The following is a 20,294-nucleotide window of genomic DNA, read 5'->3' as shown; positions in this document are numbered from 1 at the left end:
CGGTCCATGGATTGCCACGGAGCCTGCGGCTCCTCGCAATGACGAAGGTTTATTCCTTCCCCACCGGCTCGAAGGCACCGCCGGGGACGGCGCTGGAAACCGGCGAGCACCATTCGCCCGCGCAAGCCGCAACGCCGAACATCCAGTCATCACCGCGCACCTTGGCGACATGATCGAGAGTTTCGCCGTTCTGCTGCACTTCGGGTTTGCCGATGGCTGGCGTGTCGATACTCGCGAAACCATCGGACCCCGTGTGCCAACCCGGTTCATCCGTTCGGCGTTTGCGGATCTGGTAGACCCAAGCGCCGGGCACCCTGTTCCATTTGATTTCGGTATCCACCCTCACCGCCGCATTCACCGTCACCTTGGGCGGCATCGGCGCCCGCGCCAATGCATCCAGCGCCCGCACGTTCAGCTTCGTCACCCCGGCGAGATAGGCGAAATCCATCTCGTCGATGGTGTCGCCGTAGACCACGCCGTTCTCGGTGCGCAGGTCCTGATGCTGGTGGTCGTAATCCTCGACCCCCACCGAAAAGCGGATCGCCGGGTAGCCCTTCTGAAGGAACGGCACCTGATCCCCGCCGCGGCCCATGCGGTCGGTGCGCCAGATCTGGCGGACTTGCAGGCCGTCAGGGTGCTTCTCTGCCAACCCCGCCACCCAGCGCGAAAGGTTGCGCGAGGGCGTATCGTTCTCGCCGCCGAAGCGCGTCTGCGCGGCGCGCAGCCGGTCGGTCAGGTCAGCGCGCGGGCCTTCGGAGAAGACGCGCACGACCTTGGGCTCGCAATATCCGTCCGAACCGCAGGAATTGCCGATGATGTCGTTGTTGAGCACGGCCTTCACCGTGAAGCCCTGCGCCTCGGCCCAATTGGCGAGGATCTGGCCGCCGTGGAGTCCCTGCTCCTCGCCCGAGAGCAGCGCGTAGATGATGGTGGTGGGGTACTTCGTCCCGCTCAGTACCCGCGCGGCTTCGATCACCAGAGCGGTGCCGCTGCCGTCGTCATTGGCGCCGGGCGCGTCGGAGGTCGCGTCCATTACGTCGGTAACGCGGCTGTCGATATGCCCCTGCACGATCACGACCTCGTTCGGCCGCTCGCTGCCGCGCTGGATGGCGACGGCGTTGCGCACCAGCGTGGGTGTTGGGACACGCGGGCCGGTGACGGTTTCGCCAACGGGGAGCACCTCAAGACAGCCGCCGCATGTCGCGCCGATACGCTTGAACTCCGCCAGCCCCCAATCGACAGCTGCGCCGATGCCGCGTTCGGGATCGGTCTGCGATGACAACGTGTGCCGCGTGCCGAAGCTGACGAGCTTTTCGACATCGCTTTTCAGGCGATCTTCGGAGACGGCTTCAGCAGGATGTGTCTGGGCAGCGAGCGGGGCGGCGAGGACGGCGGTGAGCAGCAGAGCATGTTTGATCATGCGCCCTGTCTGCCCGCCTGCCTGCCTAGGCGCAAGCTAGTAGGCGCGCGCCACCAGGATGCGCTCGGTCGCCGGTGCGCCGGTGAAGATGCAGGCGCCGCTGGCCGGTTCGCCGCCGCGGGGCACGTTGCGGATGGTGAGCTTCAGCGCCTTCAGCTTCTCGACCACGGCGTCCAGCGCCGCTCCGGTGGGCTTGGCCCACTCGACCTCGACCCAACCGGGATACTTGCCGCCCTTTTCGAAGTGGTCTGCCACCGCCTGCCACTCGGTCACCCCTCGGGTGATGTTGGCATCGCGACGGGCCTTGGCTTCCTCGTAAAGCGATGACTGGATCGCTTCGAGCACCCCGCCAGCCTCACCCACGAAATCGGCGTGGGCGGGATAGGTGAAGGCGGGCTTGCCGTTCGCGGCGTTCCACAGCTGGTCGCGGCGCAGCACGGCGATCTTGCCCTCGGCCATATCGCGCGGGCCGACTTCGATGATGACAGGTGCGCCCTTGCGCACCCAATCCCAGCGCTTGGCCGCTGCCTTGCCCGGCTTCACATCGAGCAGCACGCGAACGCGTTCGCCCAGCGCGGTTTGCGCGGCGAGAGCGGCACGCACGGTCTCGCAATAGGCGATCAGCTCGGCGTCTTCCGGAGCCTCACGCAGCATCGGGATGATGACAATCTGCTGCGGCGCAATCGCGGGCGGCACACGCAGGCCATCATCGTCGCCGTGGGTCATGATGACGCCGCCGATCAGCCGCGTGGAGACACCCCAGCTGGTGGTGTGGCAATATTGCTGGCTGCCCTCGCGGTCCTGATACTGGATGCCCGCCGCATGGGCGAAATTGGTGCCGAGGTAGTGGCTGGTGCCCGCTTGGAGCGCCTTGCCGTCCTGCATCATGGCTTCGATCGACCAGGTCTCGACCGCGCCGGGGAAACGCTCGTTCTCGGGCTTTTCGCCAGCGATCACGGGCAGCGCAAGATCATCCTCGGCGCAGGCGCGGTACATTTCCAAAGCGCGGTGCGTTTCCGCCAGCGCATCTTCGCGGTTCTCGTGCGCGGTATGGCCTTCCTGCCAAAGGAATTCGCTGGTCCGCAGGAACATCCGCGTGCGCATCTCCCAGCGGACGACGTTGGCCCACTGGTTGGTGAGCAGCGGCAGATCGCGCCAGCTCTGCACCCAGCGCGCCATCGCATCGCCGATGATGGTTTCTGACGTGGGACGAACCACAAGCGGCTCTTCCAGCTTGGCTTCGGGATCGGGGATAAGCCCGCCCTTGCCGTCCGCAATCAGGCGGTGATGGGTGACGACCGCCATTTCCTTGGCAAAGCCTTCGACATGCTCGGCCTCGCGGGTGAAGTTGGAAAGCGGGATGAACAGGGGGAAGTAGCAGTTCTGCACACCCGCAGCCTTGATCCGGTCATCCATCAATCGCTGGATGCGTTCCCAGATGCCATAGCCCCACGGCTTGATCACCATGCAGCCGCGCACGCCCGATTCCTCGGCGAGGTCGGCGGCGCTGATCACCTCCTGATACCATTTGGCAAAGTCGTCTTCGCGCTTGACGGTGAGCGCGTGGCGGATCTGGGACACGGATTGACTTCCTGCTTGAACGGGCGGCGCTGTTGCCGCTGGCGCGCGGCGCTTCGCGCTATTTGCTCAGATCGTCCAGCTTCTTTTGCATCGCGGCCATTTGTTCGCGCAGCGCGGCGATCTCGTCGCGGGGTTCCGAAACCGGAGCCGCTGGCTTGGCGGCGGGCTTGTCCTTGGCCTTGCCGAGGCCCGGCAAGAACACATCGGCCGCAGCGCGCATCATCGCCATATTGGTTTCATGGATCGCGGCGAAGGGCGTTGCGCTCAGACCCTTTTCGAAGGCCTCGCGGATTTTGGTCTGATTGTCGCGGAAGTTCGCCATGCTGGCTTCGAGGTATGACGGCATCATCGCCTGCATCGAATTGCCGTACATGCCGATCAGCTGGCGCAGGAAGCTGACCGGGAGCATCTGCTCGCCATTCGCTTCTTCATCCATGATGATCTGGGTCAGGATCGCGTGAGTGATGTCGTCACCGCTTTTGGCGTCAAGCACCTGGAAATCGACATTCTCGCGCACCATCCGGGCAAGATCCTCTAACGTGATGTAGCTGGACGAGGCCGTGTTGTAGAGACGCCGGTTGGCGTATTTCTTGATGATGATCGCATCACCCGCTTCGCCCGTTGCCGCTTTTGACCTGCCGACCATTGTTTTTTGACCCCGATGGATGATGCTTTGTGCATCATCTTAGCACCTGCACAAGCTGCGGTGCAACAACGTCGGTCGGTGCAATCAACCGCGGCGCAACCGTCTGCCGATTACTGTAAGCATTTCATATGGCGAAAGAGCATTTTGCTGCGCAGCATCGGCGATGTTCCAGGGCACTTGCAGCCAGTCGCCAGCGCGCAAATCGGGCGCCTGCGACAGATCGACCACGACCATGTCCATCGAGACCTTGCCAAGGATCTGCAACGGTCGGCCCTGATGGGTGAGCGCATTGCCCGGACCGCGTTGGCGCAGGAAACCGTCGGCATAGCCAATCGACACAGTGGCGACCTGCATATGTGTGGGTGCGATGAAGGTCGCATTGTAGCCCACGCCCTCGCCCGGAGCGAGTTTGCGGCATTGCAACAGACGCGCCTCGACCTGCACGACAGGGCGGATTTGGTCTGCGAGTTCCGCACGCGGGACGCCGCCGTAAAGCGCAAGGCCCGGGCGGGTGAGGTCGAAAGCGAAGTTCGGCCCAAGTGCGATACCGGCGCTATTGGCAAGGCTTAGTCGCCGGTGTTCAACAATCCCGGCGGCCTCGCGCAACAGTTCTGCCTGCATCCGGTTCATCGACGTTGTCTCGTCCGCGCAAGCAAGGTGGCTCATCAGAATGTCGACATGGAGCGCGGCGATCGCCGCATCGCTGACTTCATCGAGCGAAATGCCGAGGCGGTTGATGCCGGTATCCACCATCAGGTGGCAGCGCCCTCCCCCGCTGGCAGTCCATAGCGCGGCCTGTTCAAGCGAGTTGATGACAGGCACGGCTCCGGTCGCGCGGGCATAGGCGCAGTCGGCCTCGTTGAGGACACCGTGCAACACTGCCACCTGCCCGCCGGGTACATGGGCGGTCACGCCAGCGACCTCGCTCCAATGCGCGACGAAAAAGGTTTCGCACCCAGCATCGCGCAAGGCCGGAACACAGGTGTCGACGCCCAGCCCGTAGCAGTCTGCCTTTACCGCAGCGCCGGCCTGGGCGGTCCCGGACAGGCTGTCCAAGGCACGCCAATTGGCCGCCAAGGCATCCGTATCGACCGTCAAACGCAGGCTGGCAGGGGGCTGGAGCGACCCAGTATCAATCATCGGCAAAGTCCCGCGGCGGTCCCGAAGGCAGGCCCCACCATGCGACCGCAAGGCCAAAGGCGACCACCGCCCAAGTATACCACAGGCCTGAATAGATATCGCCGGTGCGCGCCACGATCACGCCCGCGATCAGCGGCAGGAACCCGCCGAGATAGCCAGCCCCGATGTGGTAGGGGATCGACATGGAGGAATAGCGGATACGCGGCGGGAACATCTCGGACAGCAGCGCCGCGACCGAGCCGTATGTCAGCGCCGAGAGCATCCCCAGTGCCAGCAGCACGCCGACAATCCCGATGACATTGGCCATCGGCGGCTGCTGCTTGGCAAAGTCGAAGCCGTACTGCCCCAGCCCCGCTTGCAGCCCCGCGCGCCGCGCTGCGCCATCTGTGAACCATGCAGGATCCATCGCGACCGGATTGCCGCCCACTGTCAGGCTCAGCGTCTCGCCGGGAGTCAGGGTGTAGAGAACGCCTGAAGCGGTCAGCGTCTCGAGCACCTTGCCGCAATCGGTCTGATCGCGCTGGAACAGCTCGGCAAAGGGATCCGTCTCGCAGGCAGGCCCGCTCACCACCACCGGCGTGCGCTCGGCCGCTTCGGCGAGCTGCGGGTTGGCAAAGCTTCCCATCAGCCAGAACAGCGGGAACAACAGCACCAGCGTAAGAGCCGCGCCGATGATGATCGGCTTCTTGCGGCCTACCCGGTCGGACCACTTGCCGATGATGACGTAGAAACTCATCACGATCAGGCCCGAGACCAGAAGCACCAGTTCGACCGTCAGATCGTTGACATGCATCGGTCCGCGCAGGAAGCTCATTGCCGAGAAGAAACCGGTGTACCAGACGGTCGTCAGGATGCCGGTGATCCCGAACAGGGCGACGAACAGCCGCTTGGGATTGCCGGGATAGGTCATGCTTTCGATGAAGGGGTTGCCCGAGGTTTCCCCGGCCGCCTTCATCGCCTGGAACACCGGGCTTTCGGACAGCTTCAACCGCATCCACAGCGAGATCGCGAGCAGCGCTATCGACAGGAGGAACGGCACGCGCCAGCCCCATGCGGCGAAAGCCTCTGCCGGGATCAGCGCGCGGCAGGCCAGCACGACGATGATCGAAAGGACAAAGCCGCCCGCCACGCTCGCCTGGATGAAGCTGGTGTAGAAGCCGCGCTTTTCCGGCGGGGCGTGTTCGGCGACATAGATCGCCGCGCCGCCATATTCCCCGCCCAGTGCAAGGCCTTGCAACACGCGCAGCAGGATGACGATGATCGGCGCTGCCATGCCGATACTGTCTACTGTGGGGATCAGGCCGACGCCCGCCGTCGCAATGCCCATCAGCGTGACGGTGACGAGGAAGGTGTATTTACGCCCCAGCTTGTCGCCCAGAAAGCCGAACAGCACCGCGCCCAGCGGGCGGAAGGCAAAGCCCACCGCGAAGGTCGACCACACCAGCAGCAGACCCAGCGTCTCGTTATCGGTGGCGTAGAAGGCGTCTTTCAGGATGTAGGCGAGCGTGCCGTAGATGAAGAAATCGTACCATTCGAAAATGGTCCCCGCCGATGATGCGCCGATCACCAGCCGGATTTCTTTTTCGCTCGGCTCGCGGTCCGTGAGCGCCTGCGCTTCTGACATGTCCCTTACATCCCCTTTATCGCGCGGCCGCGACCTTATTGCCTCAAGTCCCTAGCCGCGCGCCGCCTCGCTTGAAAGCGCCTCGCTTGCAGCCTTCCACGGCAATAGAAGCGCGCCGTGGCGGCCGGGATGGTCACGCGCGGGAACAAGCGCTGCGATCCCCGGCCATGCAGGCAATTCACCCTCGCCCGCCAGCCACGCTGCAAGGCCTTGCGCAGTCAGGATCACGCTGCCGGGATTGTTGCCCCTGATCGATAGCGCCAGCAGGGCGGCGGAGGCCTGTCCGATGGCGCAGGCGCTGACTTTCATGCCCACCCCTGAAACCAAGCCCCTGTCGTCCAGCGCAAGCCCGATTGCGATCACACTCCCACAGCTGCGCGAACGCGCCTCGGATGTCAGGGGCAGATCTCCGGTCAGAGGAAAGTTCGCAAGGCCGGTCGCCAGACCGAGCAGTTCGGGCGAATACAGCTTTGACGATACCCGTGCCGTCACACTGCTTAACCCGTGATTTCGGACAAGGCGTCCTCCCGCGCGTCAGCCTCGCCGCGAAGCCGATCACGCCGCACGGCAATTTCCGGAACCAGCTGGCGCGAGAAAGCGTCGATGGCGGCATAGGTGCGCGCGCCGGTGATCCATTGCGGGCGGCCTTTGTAGCCCCAGCTCTCATCAAATCCGGTGGCGAGCAGCGCAAAAGCGAAGACCGCGATCAACGCGCCCTTGATCGCGCCAAAGCCGAAGCCGAGCACACGGTCGATCGGCCCGAGCACTGCCCCGTCCGAAGCGCCGCTGGCGTTGCCGATAATGACCTTCATCGCGGCATAGGGGATCAACAGCAGCAGCACGAAAGCCAGCAGCGAGACCGCCGGTTCCGCGCGGTAAAAACTGCGCAGCCCGTCGGTCAACGCCGGGTGGAGGATATGGAGCGCAAAGGCTGCCATGATCCACGAGGCGAGCGAGAGAACCTCTTGCACCAGCCCCCGCATGAAGCCGCCGATGGCAGCTACGCCGACGATGATAGCGATGATGATGTCGAGACCGTCCATGGGATGCGACGATTATGCGCTGCCCATCACCTGGTCAACGACGTTCGCAAGCGCAGCAAGCCCGTGATAGTCCGCACCAGCGCTTCCCGCTGCCGCACTCGCAGGCCCATAGCAGCGCGCAAAGCCCAATTTGGCTGCCTCACGCTGCCGCAGCGGGGCGTGGGCGACCGGGCGAATCTCGCCTGCAAGACTGACTTCGCCGAACCATGCTGTCTTGTCCGGCAGTGGCCGATCGGCCAGCGCCGAGACCAGCGCAGCAGCAACGGCGAGGTCTGCCGCCGGGTCGGTGAGGCGATATCCGCCCGCGATGTTGAGATAGACCTCGGCCGAGGAAAAATTCAGCCCGCAGCGCGATTCCAGCACGGCAAGCAGCATCGCCAGCCGCCCGCTGTCCCAACCCACGACGGCACGGCGCGGGGTCGCGCCTGATTGCAGGCGGACGATCAGCGCCTGAATTTCCACGAGAACCGGCCGCGTGCCCTCCAGCGCCGGGAACACCGCGCTGCCCGCCAGCGGCGTCTCGCGGCCGGAAAGGAACAGCAGAGAGGGGTTGGCGACTTCCTCCAGCCCTTCGGACGCCATCGCGAAGACCCCGATCTCGTCCACCGCGCCGAAGCGGTTCTTGAGCGCGCGCAGGATGCGGTACTGGTGGCTGCGCTCCCCCTCGAAGCTCATCACGACATCGACCATGTGTTCCAGCACGCGCGGGCCGGCAATGGTGCCGTCCTTGGTGACATGGCCGACCAGCACCACCACGCAGCCGCTTTCCTTGGCATAGCGGATCAGTTCCAGCGCGCAGCCGCGCACCTGCGAGACAGTGCCGGGGGCGCCTTCGATGGTGTCGGAATGCATCGTCTGGATCGAATCGATCACCAGCAGCGCGGGCGGCTCGCCCTGCCCCAGCGTCGTCAGAATATCCCGCACCGATGTTTCCGAAGCGAGTCGGATTGGCGCATCGGCCACGCCCATGCGCGAAGCGCGCAGACGGACCTGCCCGGCCGCCTCCTCTCCGCTGACATAGACAACATCATTGCCGCCGCGCGCGATGGTGGCGGCGCATTGCAGCAGCAGCGTCGACTTCCCGATGCCCGGGTCCCCGCCCAGCAGCACTGCGCTGCCCGGCACCAGCCCGCCGCCCAGCGCCCGGTCGAACTCGGCAAGGCCGGTCGACTTCCTGACCGGCAGCTTGGTGGGAGCATTCAGGGGTTCGAAGGCAACATTGCGCCCGCCGCTCGACAGGTCGTGCTTCTGCGAGAACACCGTTGCGGGCACATCCTCGATCAGCGTGTTCCACTGCCCGCAGTCGGCGCATTGCCCCTGCCAGCGGTGCGAGACCGAGCCGCATTCCTGACACACATATCGGCGTTTCGATTTTGCCATAGATGCGCGGCATAACGAGAACAGATGACGAACGCAATTGCATTGCTAACGACTTGCCCGCTAGACAGTGTGCATGCGCCAGAAAGAACTGCGCCTTGCTCTAGTGTGTTACGGCGGCGTCAGCCTCGCGGTCTATATGCATGGCATCACCAAGGAGGTGTGGCACCTCGCCCGGGCGAGCCGCGCCTTTCACCATCCTGCTGCGACACAACTCGACGGCGTGGCGGAGGCCTACCGCGAGTTTCTGCGCGTGGTTGAGCGCGACTACGGGCTGCAGGTGCGGGTGCTGCCGGACATTCTGACCGGCGCGAGCGCGGGGGGGATCAATGCGGTATTCCTCGCCCATGCGATTCACGGCGGACACAGCCTCGAACCGCTGACGGACCTGTGGTTGACCAACGCCGATGTCAGCGAACTCACCGATCCCGATGCCGAGCCCATGTGGCGATATGCCAAGCTGTGGGCGCAGCCGATTGCGGAATGGTTCCTGTCGCGCCCCGGCAATGCTGTCAGCGCGACCGTCTCTCCCGAGACCCGCGCTGAAGTGCGGGCCAAGGTTTCCCGTCTGGTACGCGGGCGCTGGTTCAGCCCGCCGTTTTCGGGCGCGCGCTTTTCGGCAATGCTGTTCGAGGCCTTCCAGCGGATGACCGAAGAAGGCGACGGTATCCCGCTGCTGCCGGCAGGTTATCCTGTCGATCTGGCGGTGACCGTCACCGATTTTCGCGGGCATCCCGAAACGCTGCGCCTGAACTCGCCTCCGCAAGTCGAGGAGACCGAGCATCGCCTGCCGATCAATTTCCGCGCGCGGGTGGGTGATGGCGCGGTGCTCGCCGATCCGCTCGAACTGGTGCTGGCCGCCCGGGCCACCGCGAGCTTTCCCGGAGCCTTTCCGCCACTTACCCTCGCCGAGATCGACAGGCTCGCCGAGCAAGAGGGGCACCATTGGGCCACGCGGGGGGCCTTTCTTGCGCGCACCATGCCCACCCATGTCGCGCGTGGGAGTATTGGCCAGGTGGCGCTGATCGACGGCGCGGTGCTGGTCAACGCGCCCTTTGGCGCTGCGCTCAGTGCGCTCCACGGCCGCCCTGCCCAGCGCGAGGTTGATCGCCGCTTCGTCTATCTCGATCCGCGCCCTGACGGCTCTGGCCCGGCACCCGGCACCCGGATCCGCGAGGTGGGGTTCTTCGGCGCCATCTTCGGCTCGCTCTCCACGATCCCGCGCGAACAACCGATCCGGGACGATCTGGAACGGATCGAGCAGCAATCGCGCGACGCGGCGCGGTTCAAGCGCATCGTCATGGACCTCCAAAGCGATATCGACCGCGCCGTTGAGAAGCTGTTCGGCTTTACCTTCCTGCTCGACCGGCCGACGCCCAAGCGGCTCGCAGGGTGGCGGGCCAAGGCCCAGCAGGCCGCAGCCGAGCGGGCAGGCTATGCCTTTGGCGCCTATGCCCTGACCAAGTTCGACGGTATCCTCGATCAGCTTGCGCGGCTTACCCTGAAGGCCGCAGGACAAGGCCGGGCCGACCCCGCACCGTTGATCCACGCTTTGCGCTGTGAGCTGGAAGCGCGGGGGATCGACGGGCTGACCGACGCACATGGCGGCGCGACCGCGGCGGCCATTGCCTTCTTCCGCGCGCATGACACCGGCTTCCGCATCCGCCGGTTGCAGCTTCTTGCCCGCAAGCTTGCGCGCGACTGGCAGCAGGATCCCGACATTGCCGAGGACGTTCTCGACCGCGCGCGGGACCGGCTCTACGAGATTCTCGCGCTTTATTATCACGCGGACGAGGATGTTCTGCGCTCAGCAGCATTCCGCGAACTGGCGGCGAACAGTCTCCAACAGCCCGGTGCGGTGCTCGATTTCCTTGCGACGCAGCGTCTGCTCCCCGCGACCGATCTGGCCGCCGAAGAGCTGCTGATCGACGCGCTCGAAGACATGCCGAAAAACCTCAAGCGGCGGATGCTGCTGACCTATCTCGGCTTTCCCTTCTACGACGTCGTTATCTTCCCGCTATCCCGCCGTGAAGGGCTGGACGAGTTCAATCCGGTCAAGATCGACCGCATCTCTCCCGATGACGCGCGTTCGATCCGCGAGGGCGGGACGGCGGCGACGCTCAGGGGTATCGAGTTCTACAATTTCGGCGCGTTCTTCAGCCGCGATTACCGGGAGAATGATTACCTCTGGGGCCGCCTGCACGGGGCCGAGCGGATGATCGACCTTGTCGCCTCAACCGTCACCGGCGGCGTTTCTGCCGAGGTGGTGCGGGCGGCGAAACGATCGGTGTTTCTGGCGGTGCTGGAGGAAGAAGAGATCGCCGGGCGGTGCCAGCGCTGGTTGCTCGACGAAATCCGGCTCGAGGTGCGCGAGCGGATGGGGTAGCGCCTCAGGCAGCCGCCCCGAAGAACAGCAGCATCACCAGCCGCGCATCCTCCGCCGCCGTGCCGAAGCCGGGCGCGGCGTTGTGAAATTGCCAGGGCGAGAACAGCAGCAGCCGGTTGAAGCGCGCAGGCACGCGCATGGTGCGCTCCCACTTGGCGGGGTTCGTGGTGTCGCGGTTGACCACATCCTCGACCAGCGCGTTGATATCATCATATCCCGAGGCGGCGATCTTCACCGGGTCCTGCGGGACGGCTTCCATTCCGGTCCGCTTGTGGCGGAAGAAATCGGTGCCGCCCGCGTCAGGCTTTGCACAATCCTCCGGACGTGAGAGGTAAAGGATGCCCGAGTAGGCGGCGGGATCGATATGCACCCCGCTTTTGCCCTTCGCGCCCTTGCGGGTGAGACGGCAATGCCCGTGCTGGGTGCCGGGTGCCGGGCCAAGTTTCACGCCGAGCAGCCGCGAGACTGCCGCATCGATCGGCGCGGAATCGAGCGGCGCGGAGGAATTGAGGCCCGGGAAATTCCCGTGCTGCTTTGCCGGATCATATTCGAGAGACAGCGCCGCGCGCCGCGCCGCATAGGGATCACTCAGGAAATCGTCGATGATGAGGAGCGAGGGTAACACGCGCCTCAGCTGCCGAACGCGTCCTTGAGCTTGTTGAAGAAGCCGCGGCTTTCAGGGCATTCATCGCCCGTCTCGGTCGCTTTGAACTCTTCGAGCAGCTCCTTCTGGCGGCGGGAAAGCTTGGTCGGCGTTTCGACCACGATCTCGGCCACCAGATCACCGCGCCCGCGCCCTTGCAGCACCGGCATGCCGGCCCCGCGAATGCGCAGCTGCTTGCCCGACTGGATCCCGACAGGAATTTCGAGCCGATTGGTCGAGCCATCCAGATCGGGGATCTCGACCACACCGCCCAGCGCCGCGGTGGTGAAGCTCACCGGAACGCGGGTGGCCAGCGTCGTGCCTTCGCGCTCGAACAGCGGGTGGGGTTTGACGTGGAGGAAGATGTACAGATCGCCCGCTGGCGAGCCGCGCTGGCCTGCCTCGCCCTTGCCGGACAGGCGGATGCGGGTGCCGGTATCGACACCTGCTGGAATATCGACCTTGAGGGTCTGGGCCTTGTCGACCCGTCCTTCGCCGCGGCACACGCGGCACGGGTTCTCGATCACCTTGCCGCGTCCATTACAGGTCGGGCACGGGCGCTCGATCACGAACAGGCCCTGCTTGGCACGCACTGAACCCATGCCGTGGCACAGGTTGCACTGGCGTTCGCTGGTGCCCGGCGTGGCGCCGGTGCCATCGCAGGTGTCGCAGGATTGCGAGACTTCGATCTCGATCTCGGTCGATTTGCCGTGGAAAGCCTCTTCGAGCGTGACCTGCATGTCGTACCGCAAGTCCGCGCCGCGCCGGTTCTGCTGGCGCTGTGCGCCGCCACCGCCGCCAAAGGCGCTGCCGAAGATCGTTTCGAAAATGTCGCCGATATCGGCAAAGCCGTCACCGCCGCGCCCGCCAAACGGACCGCCGCCTCCCCCGCCGTTCATTCCCTGCGTGAAGGCCTCGTGGCCATAGCGGTCATAGGCCGCGCGCTTTTGCGGGTCCTTGAGGCAATCATAGGCCTCGCTGATCGCCTTGAACTTGGCTTCGGCACCGGCGTCGCCCGGATTGCGGTCCGGGTGAAACTTCATGGCGAGTTTGCGATAGGCGCTCTTGAGCGTCGCCCCGTCGCAATCGCGGGAGACTTCGAGCGTTGCGTAGTAATCGGATTGGGCGCTGGACATGGCTCTGACCTATTCCCCGTGACCTTCGCCCGCCGCCGCGCCGGATGCGTGATCCGGACGAAGCGACGGGGCGTCGGGTTGCATCGGGGCGTTAGCCCTTCTTGTCTTCATCGACCTCAGAGAATTCGGCGTCGACGACTTCCTCGTCGGCAGCCGTCTCAGCCGCAGCGTCCGCTTCAGCATCGGGCCCTGCGGCCTGCTGCTGTTCGTAGATCTGCTGGCCCATCTTCATTGCCGACTGGGTCAGCGCCTGCGCCTTGGCGTTGATGTCATCGGCATCGCCGCCTTCGAGCGCGGTCTTCACCGCCGCGATGGCTTCCTCGACCTCGGTCTTGAGCGCAGCGTCGATCTTGGCACCGTGCTCTTCAAGCTGCTTTTCGGTCGCATGGACAAGGCTGTCGGCCTGATTGCGCGCTTCTGCGGCAGCCCGGCGCTTCTTGTCTTCTTCGGCGAACTTCTCGGCATCCTTGACCATCTGGTCGATATCGGAATCGGTGAGACCGCCCGACGCCTGAATCTTGATGGTCTGTTCCTTGCCGGTGCCCTTGTCCTTCGCCGCCACCGAGACGATGCCGTTGGCGTCGATATCGAAGGTCACTTCGATCTGCGGCACACCGCGCGGAGCGGGCGGAATGCCGATCAGGTCGAAATTGCCGAGCAGCTTGTTGTCGGCCGCCATCTCGCGCTCGCCCTGATAGACCTTGATCGTCACCGCGTTCTGGTTGTCTTCGGCGGTCGAGTAGGTCTGGGTCTTCTTCGTCGGGATGGTGGTATTGCGATCGATCATGCGGGTGAACACGCCGCCCAGCGTTTCGATGCCGAGCGACAGCGGGGTCACGTCGAGCAGCAGCACGTCCTTGACGTCGCCCTGAAGCACGCCTGCCTGAATGGCAGCGCCCATGGCGACGACTTCATCGGGGTTCACGCCGGTGTGCGGCTTGGCACCGAAGAACTGCTCCACGACCTCGCGGACGCGGGGCATGCGGGTCATGCCGCCGACAAGGATCACTTCGTCGATCTGGTCCTTCGAAACACCGGCATCCGCCAGCGCCTTCTTGCAGGGATCGAGCGTGCGCTGGATCAGGCCATCGACCATCTTTTCAAGATCGGCCCGGGTGATCGTTTCCACGAGGTGCAGCGGGGTGGTGGTGCCGCCTTCCATGCGCGCGGTGATGAAGGGCAGGTTGATCTCGGTCGAAGCGGCGCTCGACAATTCGATCTTCGCCTTTTCGGCCGCTTCCTTCAGACGCTGAAGCGCGAGCTTGTCGGTCTTGAGGTCCATGCCCTCCTTCTTCTTGAAGGCATCGGCCAGGAACTCGACAATCGCGTTGTCGAAGTCTTCACCGCCGAGGAAGGTGTCGCCGTTGGTCGACTTCACTTCGAACACGCCGTCGCCGATTTCGAGGATCGACACGTCGAAGGTGCCGCCGCCAAGGTCATAGACGGCGATGGTCTTGCCGTCTTCCTTGTCCATCCCGTAGGCGAGCGCGGCCGCAGTCGGCTCGTTGATGATGCGCAGCACTTCAAGGCCGGCGATCTGGCCGGCGTCCTTGGTGGCCTGACGCTGGGCGTCGTTGAAGTAGGCGGGCACGGTGATAACGGCCTGCGTCACGGTCTCGCCAAGATAGCTCTCGGCGGTTTCCTTCATCTTCTGGAGGATGAAGGCCGACACCTGCGACGGGCTGTATTCTTCGTCACCGGCCTTGACCCAGGCATCGCCGTTCTTGCCCTTGGTGATGGTATAGGGGACGAGGCCCATATCCTTCTTGGTCAGGGGATCTTCGAAGCGGCGGCCGATCAGGCGCTTGATCGCGAAGAGCGTGTTGTCGGGGTTGGTGACCGCCTGACGCTTGGCAGGCTGGCCGATCAGGCGCTGGCCATCCTTGGTGAAGGCGACGATCGACGGCGTGGTGCGCGCGCCTTCCGAATTTTCGATAACCTTGGGCTTGCCGCCGTCCATGACAGCAACGCAGGAGTTGGTCGTGCCGAGGTCGATACCGATTACTTTACCCATTGTTTCCCCATCCATAAGGACAATTGTTGGACACCGCTGCCTTCGGCTTCCCGGTTATCGGCAAAGCAACTTGGCGGCTCGTTTGTGAGGGCGATATAGGTGTGCTTTCGCTTGGCACAAGAGAGCGCCCCCTCTAGATTTGTTGCCATTCCACAAGGAGACGAGACCGTGAATTCGATCCGCAACGCCGCGCTGGCGGTATTCGCTGTCGCTTTGCTGCCCGGCATTGCTGCCTGTTCGCAGCAGGGTGACGCGCCCGGCGAGGAGACTGCAAGCCCTGCGGCGACGGCCGGACTGACCGTTAGCAATGCTCGCCTGGTGCTTCCGCCTGTCGCGGGGAACCCGGCGGCGGTCTATTTCGATCTGTCCTACAGCGGAGCGCCGGGCGTAACCCTCGATGACGTTGAAGTCGAAGGTGCGGGCATGACCATGATTCACGACTATGCCGAAAGCGCGGGCAAGATGCAGATGACGATGGCGGGTCCGATCCAGCTGGTAGAGGGCACGCCGGTGAGTTTTGCGCCGGGCGGGCTGCACGTGATGGCGATGGAGCCGACTGACGCGCTGAAGGCGGGTGGCACGGCCAAGGTGACGCTGACCCTATCCAACGGAACCACCGCCACCGTTGACGCGCCGGTACGGGCAGCCGGGGACGAACGCTGAAAAAGGTGCTGACCGGTTCAGGCGGAGCGGAGGTCGTTCCGGCCCCCGCCCCTGCCTGCCCGGTCGGCGGCGCACGTTCGCTCACCACCGGAGAGGTCGCCCTCGCCCGCTCGATGTTCGGTGCGGCAATCGATTATGCGAAGGTGACGATCCAGCGCCGCAAGTTTTTCCCCCTGCAACCGCGCACCGTAACCATGGCCCCGATGGGCCACCTGCATTTCCACCCGCACGCCGAGCATTACTGCGACGACTTCGCCGGAGCCGACCTCGACGCGCAGGCGCATTTCATCCACGAGATGGTGCATGTGTGGCAGGCACAGCGGCTTGGTCGCTGGCACCTCGTGTTCCGCCGCCACCCGTGGTGCCGTTATGATTATGCGCTGAAACCGGGCTGGTCGCTGGAGCGATACGGGATTGAGCAGCAGGCCGAGATTGTGCGGCACGCGTTCCTGCTGCGCGAAGGGGTGGAGGTTGCCGGAGCGCCAAGCTTTGCAACCTACACCGCCATTCTGCCGTTCCAGCCTGCCTAGTTGGGGCAGCGCACGCGGTATTCGTCACCGTCGTCATCGTACCCATGCGCAGGGGCATTTGGTGGACTCAGTCGGAAGGCGGGGCATGTTCGCCAAGCAACTCCGTGGCAATCTCTCCAATGGCCGTGGCAAGTCCGCCTTCGCAGGTCACCAGCCGTGCAGCCGGATAGACGCTTGCCACATCATGATCGATTCCCACTCCGCCAAGAGAGATCGCCTTGCCCCGACGTAGGGCGCTGACGTTATCGACAAGGTGTCGCCAAAGGAAATTCGGCCCGTTTACGGCAAGCGTGCTGTCGTCGACTGGCGCGCCGTCACTGACCACGATCAGGCAGCGCCGCTCGGAAAGGTGAGCCAGCAATTGCTGTTCGGCCCATTGAATAGCCTCGCCATCGACATTCTCGAAAAAGATTGCAGGCTCGAGCAGCGGGGCAAAGAGCGCAGGAGTGCTGGCCTCCCCGAAGTCCGAATAGATCACGTGGAGCAGATCGCACAGCCGCCCGGGATAGGGCGGGCTTCCCTCGCCTTCCCAGGCCGCACGCGATTGCCCGCCTTTCCATCCGACCGTGGTAAAGCCCGCCAGCATTACATCCGCGCCAGCCTCCTCAAGGCATTCCAGTACAGCCAGCAATTCTCCTGCAACGCGCGCCATTGTCGGTGCCATCGAGCCAGACTGGTCGAGCAGGATGCATATGGCAGCGCCGTGGCAATCGGGCAGGCCGACCCCCTCGGCTTTCGCGCGCGCATGGGCTTCATTGAACTGGCGCTGCCGCTCCTCGGGGTCGGGCGAGCCGACCGCTCGCCCTGCGCCGAGAACGCGGCCTTCCGCAGCCAGTAGGCCCCGCAGCTCCCCGCCGCGGCACACGCGGTCAAACGCTGTAGTGTAAGGGTGGTAGAAAGGCTCCGGTGGATCGGGTGCCGACTTTTGGTCCGGCTTTCGGGACCGGATGAAAGCGGCACCCAGCAACCAGATCAGCGCGCCAAGAAGGAGCCCCTCACCTATCAATCGGTCAATCCGGCGCCTTTGCCACCGCCACCATCGCGGCGCGCAGCAGGCGGTCCTTGATCATCCAACCGGCCTGCATTTCCGAGACGACCGTGCCCGGCTCATGGTCCGTGGTCGGCACTTCGAGCATCGCCTGATGCTGGTTCGGATCGAGCGGCAGGCCGACGGCGGCGATCCGGGTGATGCCGTGGCTGGCGAAGACTTTTTCCAGCTCGCGCTGGGTGGCTTCCAGACCGATCACCAGACCCTTCATCGTATCATCGGCGCGCAGGCTTTCCGGAATCGCCTGCACCGCGCGTGACAGGTTGTCGGCGACACTCAGGATATCGCGGGCAAAGCCGGTCGCGGCATAGGCGCGCGCTTCGTCCTTCTCGCGCTCGAGGCGGCGACGCACGTTCTGGGTCTCGGCCTGCGCATAAAGCACTTCCTGCTTGGCGTTCTCAAGATCGCGGCGCAGCGATTCGAGCGCTTCGGCCATCTGGTCGGCTTCGTCCCCGCCTTCGCGAAGATGCTCGGGCACACCCTTCAATTCGTCTTCAACCGCCTGATCCAGCGGCTTTCCATTCTCGGTCATGTCTCTGTTTTTTCCATTCAAGCGATGAGCTTGCCCAGCGAACGGGCGGTTAAATCTACCATGGGGACAACGCGCGCGTAATTCAACCGCGTGGGGCCGATCACGCCCAGCACGCCGACCACCCGCCCCTCGCGATCGCGGTAGGGCGAGGCGATGACGCTGGAACCCGAAAGCGCGAACAGGCGGTTCTCGGAGCCGATGAAAATACGGGTCGCCTCGGCCTCGCGCGCCGAATCGAGCAGTTCGGCAACCGACTGCTTGTTCTCGAGATCTTCGAGCAGGCTGCGCACCCGCTCGATATCGCCAACGGCGCTTTCATCGAGGAGGTTGGCCGCGCCGCGCACGATCAGCACGGGGCGGGCGGCGGCATCTTCGCTCCACACGGCAAGCCCGCGCTCGACCAGATCGCGCGAGGCATCGTCGAGCTGCGATTTGCCGGCGGTTATCTCGGTCCGCATGGCTTGCGCCGCTTCGGCCAGCGTCCGGCCCGCGAGGCGTGCGGTTATGTAATTGCTCGCCCGGTCGAGCGATCCGGGGCTGATCGCGCCGCCGATATTGAGCACGCGGTTCTCGACCCCGCCGTCCTCCCCCACCAGCACGGCCAGCGCGCGACCCTGCCCCAGATCGACCATGCTGAACTGTGCAAGCCGCTGTTCGCGCGGGGCAACCAGCACCATCCCCGCCGCGCCCGACAGGTCGGACAGGATCGCCGATGCCTGCTTGAGCGCAGCTTCCACCGGCCCCGCCTCGGCCAGTCGCGCCTCGATCGTCGCCTGCTCCTGGGCAGTGGGCTCGGAGACGCGCATCATACCGTCGACGAATATCCTGAGTCCCGCGTCAGTCGGCATCCGCCCCGCGCTGGTATGCGGCGCGGCGAGCAGGCCTGCGGTCTCCAGATCGGCAAGCACAGAACGGATCGAGGCAGGAGAGAGGTTCAGCGTGCCATCCGCCGCCAGCGTCTTGGAACCCACCGGCTGCCCGCTGTCGATATATCCCTCGACCACGCGCTGAAAAATGTCGCGCGCGCGCTGGGTCAGTTCGGTAACGGGAAGCGAGGTCATGGGGGAATGCTAAGCCCTATCGCCAACTTTCTCAATTTCCCTTCGCCTCAAGCTTGTCGAACGCCTGCACTTTCTTCTAGCGCGTTGCCCGACCACAAAAGGAACACCTTATGCGCCCTTCAGGACGCGCGCCCGATGAAATGCGCGCCATCACGATTCAGACCGGCTTTACCCGTCACGCGGAGGGATCGGTGCTGATCGGCTTCGGCGACACCAAGGTGCTGTGCACCGCCAGCGTCGAAAAGGGCGTCCCGCCATGGCTGCGCGGCAAGGGCGAAGGCTGGGTGACGGGCGAATATTCGATGCTCCCGCGCGCCACGCACACCCGGGGGCAGCGTGAAGCGGCCAAGGGCAAGCAATCTGGCCGTACGCAGGAAATCCAGCGGCTTATCGGGCGTTCTTTGCGCGCGGTGGTAGATTTGCAGAAGTTGGGCGAGCGTCAGATCACGCTCGACTGTGATGTGATCCAGGCCGATGGCGGCACGCGCACGGCGGCGATTTCCGGTGCGTGGATCGCACTGCGGCTCGCCATCAATGGACTGATGGCCTCGGGCGATATCAAGCACGATCCGATCACTGCGCAGGTCGCGGGCATTTCCTGCGGCATCTTCAAGGGCAACCCGGTGCTCGACCTCGATTACGACGAGGATTCGAACGCCGAGGCCGATGGCAATTTCGTGCTGCTGTCAGGCGGCAAGATCGCCGAAGTGCAGGCGACCGCCGAAGGTGCGACCTATGACGAGGAAGCGCTGCTGCGCCTCCTGCGCCTTGCCCGCATCGGCTGCGACCGGATCTTCGCCGCGCAATTGGACGCGGTGAAATGACACGCCGGCTCGGCTCCGGTTCTCTGGTGATTGCCACGCATAATGCGGGCAAGCTGAAGGAGATTTCGGCGCTGCTCGATCCCTATGGGGTCAAGTGCCTCTCTGCCGGATCGCTGGGCCTGCCTGAACCGGACGAGACCGGCACGACTTTCGCCCAGAACGCGCTGCTTAAAGCGCGGGCTGCGGCGGAGGCTTCGGGGCTGGCGGCGCTGGCGGATGACAGCGGCCTCACCGTCGCCGCGCTCGGCGGGCGACCGGGTGTCTACACCGCCGACTGGGCGGTGCGGCAATGGTTCGAGGGCGCACCGGGGCGTGACTGGTACATGGCGATGGGCAAGGTTGAAGGGCTGCTCGCCGAGCAAGGCCCCGAGACTGACCGTTCCGCCGCGTTCCATTGCGTGCTGGCGCTGGCGTGGCCGGATGGCGAATATGCGATCTATGAGGGCCGCTGCGAAGGGGCGCTCACCTGGCCGCCGCGCGGTACACTGGGCTTCGGTTATGATCCGGTGTTCGTGCCCACGGGCCGCAGCCAGACCTTTGCCGAAATCACGCCCGAAGAAAAGCACGCCATCAGCCACCGCGCCGATGCCTTTGCGAAGCTAGTTGCCGAACAGTTCGGCTGACCG

At 64.6% G+C, this 20,294-nt stretch carries 19 protein-coding genes; 5 read left to right on the top strand and 14 right to left on the bottom strand.

The features are described 5' to 3' along the window. Nucleotides 1–49: 49 nt before the first annotated feature. The 8 genes from KVF90_RS11820 to radA all read right to left on the bottom strand — a co-directional run bounded on the left by KVF90_RS11820 (nucleotide 50) and on the right by radA (nucleotide 8,834). The gene (locus KVF90_RS11820; RefSeq protein WP_264391776.1) at nucleotides 50–1,420 is read right to left on the bottom strand and encodes a M28 family peptidase; all 1,371 of its coding nucleotides are present in this window, start codon (nucleotides 1,418–1,420) and stop codon (nucleotides 50–52) included. Between the two features lie 36 nt (nucleotides 1,421–1,456). Further along, nucleotides 1,457–3,001 carry a proline--tRNA ligase gene (locus KVF90_RS11815; protein WP_264391775.1) on the bottom strand — a complete coding sequence of 515 codons (1,545 nt, stop codon included), beginning with the start codon at nucleotides 2,999–3,001 and terminating at the stop codon, nucleotides 1,457–1,459. Nucleotides 3,002–3,059: 58 nt separating this feature from the next. Beyond that, nucleotides 3,060–3,647, bottom strand: coding sequence for a polyhydroxyalkanoate synthesis repressor PhaR (phaR, locus tag KVF90_RS11810; protein WP_264391774.1), 588 nt, complete (start codon nucleotides 3,645–3,647; stop codon nucleotides 3,060–3,062). An 84-nt stretch (nucleotides 3,648–3,731) separates the two neighbouring features. Then, the gene (gene alr, locus KVF90_RS11805; protein WP_264391773.1) at nucleotides 3,732–4,787 is read right to left on the bottom strand and encodes an alanine racemase; all 1,056 of its coding nucleotides are present in this window, start codon (nucleotides 4,785–4,787) and stop codon (nucleotides 3,732–3,734) included. Further along, complete coding sequence (locus KVF90_RS11800) at nucleotides 4,780–6,411, bottom strand: MFS transporter (protein ID WP_264391772.1); 1,632 nt, start codon at nucleotides 6,409–6,411, stop codon at nucleotides 4,780–4,782. The genes alr and KVF90_RS11800 overlap by 8 nt, the downstream gene beginning before the upstream one ends. Nucleotides 6,412–6,462: 51 nt before the next feature. Beyond that, nucleotides 6,463–6,903 carry an iron-sulfur cluster assembly scaffold protein gene (locus KVF90_RS11795; RefSeq protein ID WP_264391771.1) on the bottom strand — a complete coding sequence of 147 codons (441 nt, stop codon included), beginning with the start codon at nucleotides 6,901–6,903 and terminating at the stop codon, nucleotides 6,463–6,465. 5 nt (nucleotides 6,904–6,908) lie between these two features. Beyond that, nucleotides 6,909–7,454 carry a CvpA family protein gene (locus KVF90_RS11790; protein WP_264391770.1) on the bottom strand — a complete coding sequence of 182 codons (546 nt, stop codon included), beginning with the start codon at nucleotides 7,452–7,454 and terminating at the stop codon, nucleotides 6,909–6,911. Between the two features lie 12 nt (nucleotides 7,455–7,466). Beyond that, a complete protein-coding gene (gene radA, locus KVF90_RS11785) occupies nucleotides 7,467–8,834 on the bottom strand; it encodes a DNA repair protein RadA (RefSeq protein WP_264391769.1) in 1,368 nt (455 codons plus the stop codon). 73 nt (nucleotides 8,835–8,907) lie between these two features. Here radA and KVF90_RS11780 point away from each other — a divergent pair, with 73 nt between their 5' ends. Then, entirely contained in the window at nucleotides 8,908–11,217 is a 2,310-nt protein-coding gene (locus KVF90_RS11780) for a patatin-like protein (protein WP_264391768.1), read from the top strand. Between the two features lie 4 nt (nucleotides 11,218–11,221). On the opposite strand, the gene KVF90_RS11775 is transcribed toward KVF90_RS11780, so the two are convergent. From KVF90_RS11775 to dnaK, 3 genes are all read right to left on the bottom strand, one after another. Then, complete coding sequence (locus tag KVF90_RS11775) at nucleotides 11,222–11,842, bottom strand: DUF6445 family protein (protein ID WP_264391767.1); 621 nt, start codon at nucleotides 11,840–11,842, stop codon at nucleotides 11,222–11,224. Nucleotides 11,843–11,847: 5 nt separating this feature from the next. Further along, nucleotides 11,848–12,996 (bottom strand): molecular chaperone DnaJ, encoded by a 1,149-nt coding sequence (dnaJ, locus tag KVF90_RS11770; RefSeq protein ID WP_264391766.1) that lies wholly within the window; start codon nucleotides 12,994–12,996, stop codon nucleotides 11,848–11,850. 91 nt (nucleotides 12,997–13,087) lie between these two features. Beyond that, nucleotides 13,088–15,010, bottom strand: coding sequence for a molecular chaperone DnaK (gene dnaK, locus KVF90_RS11765; protein WP_264391765.1), 1,923 nt, complete (start codon nucleotides 15,008–15,010; stop codon nucleotides 13,088–13,090). 168 nt (nucleotides 15,011–15,178) lie between these two features. Here dnaK and KVF90_RS11760 point away from each other — a divergent pair, with 168 nt between their 5' ends. Further along, the gene (locus KVF90_RS11760; RefSeq protein WP_264391764.1) at nucleotides 15,179–15,673 is read left to right on the top strand and encodes a copper chaperone PCu(A)C; all 495 of its coding nucleotides are present in this window, start codon (nucleotides 15,179–15,181) and stop codon (nucleotides 15,671–15,673) included. An 8-nt stretch (nucleotides 15,674–15,681) separates the two neighbouring features. After that, on the top strand, nucleotides 15,682–16,203 hold the full coding sequence (locus KVF90_RS11755) for a vgr related protein (RefSeq protein ID WP_413677031.1): 522 nt from the start codon (nucleotides 15,682–15,684) through the stop codon (nucleotides 16,201–16,203). A 67-nt stretch (nucleotides 16,204–16,270) separates the two neighbouring features. Here KVF90_RS11755 and KVF90_RS11750 read toward each other — a convergent pair whose 3' ends face one another. The 3 genes from KVF90_RS11750 to hrcA all read right to left on the bottom strand — a co-directional run bounded on the left by KVF90_RS11750 (nucleotide 16,271) and on the right by hrcA (nucleotide 18,844). Beyond that, nucleotides 16,271–17,068, bottom strand: coding sequence for a cobaltochelatase CobT-related protein (locus KVF90_RS11750; RefSeq protein WP_264391763.1), 798 nt, complete (start codon nucleotides 17,066–17,068; stop codon nucleotides 16,271–16,273). Between the two features lie 145 nt (nucleotides 17,069–17,213). Then, nucleotides 17,214–17,783 (bottom strand): nucleotide exchange factor GrpE, encoded by a 570-nt coding sequence (locus tag KVF90_RS11745; RefSeq protein WP_264391762.1) that lies wholly within the window; start codon nucleotides 17,781–17,783, stop codon nucleotides 17,214–17,216. 17 nt (nucleotides 17,784–17,800) lie between these two features. After that, a complete protein-coding gene (gene hrcA / locus KVF90_RS11740; protein ID WP_264391761.1) occupies nucleotides 17,801–18,844 on the bottom strand; it encodes a heat-inducible transcriptional repressor HrcA in 1,044 nt (347 codons plus the stop codon). Between the two features lie 110 nt (nucleotides 18,845–18,954). On the opposite strand from hrcA, the gene rph reads away from it, so the two are divergent. Continuing rightward, on the top strand, nucleotides 18,955–19,668 hold the full coding sequence (rph, locus tag KVF90_RS11735; RefSeq protein WP_264391760.1) for a ribonuclease PH: 714 nt from the start codon (nucleotides 18,955–18,957) through the stop codon (nucleotides 19,666–19,668). Next, a complete protein-coding gene (rdgB, locus tag KVF90_RS11730; RefSeq protein WP_264391759.1) occupies nucleotides 19,665–20,291 on the top strand; it encodes an RdgB/HAM1 family non-canonical purine NTP pyrophosphatase in 627 nt (208 codons plus the stop codon). Before rph ends, rdgB begins: the two co-directional genes overlap by 4 nt. Nucleotides 20,292–20,294: the final 3 nt, after the last annotated feature.

Origin of the sequence: Porphyrobacter sp. ULC335 (assembly GCF_025917005.1) — a bacterium.
In the GTDB taxonomy this organism is placed as follows: Bacteria; Pseudomonadota; Alphaproteobacteria; order Sphingomonadales; family Sphingomonadaceae; genus Erythrobacter.
The sequence above is the reverse complement of the archived record's forward strand: the minus strand, read 5'-3'. Positions and strand labels throughout refer to the sequence as shown.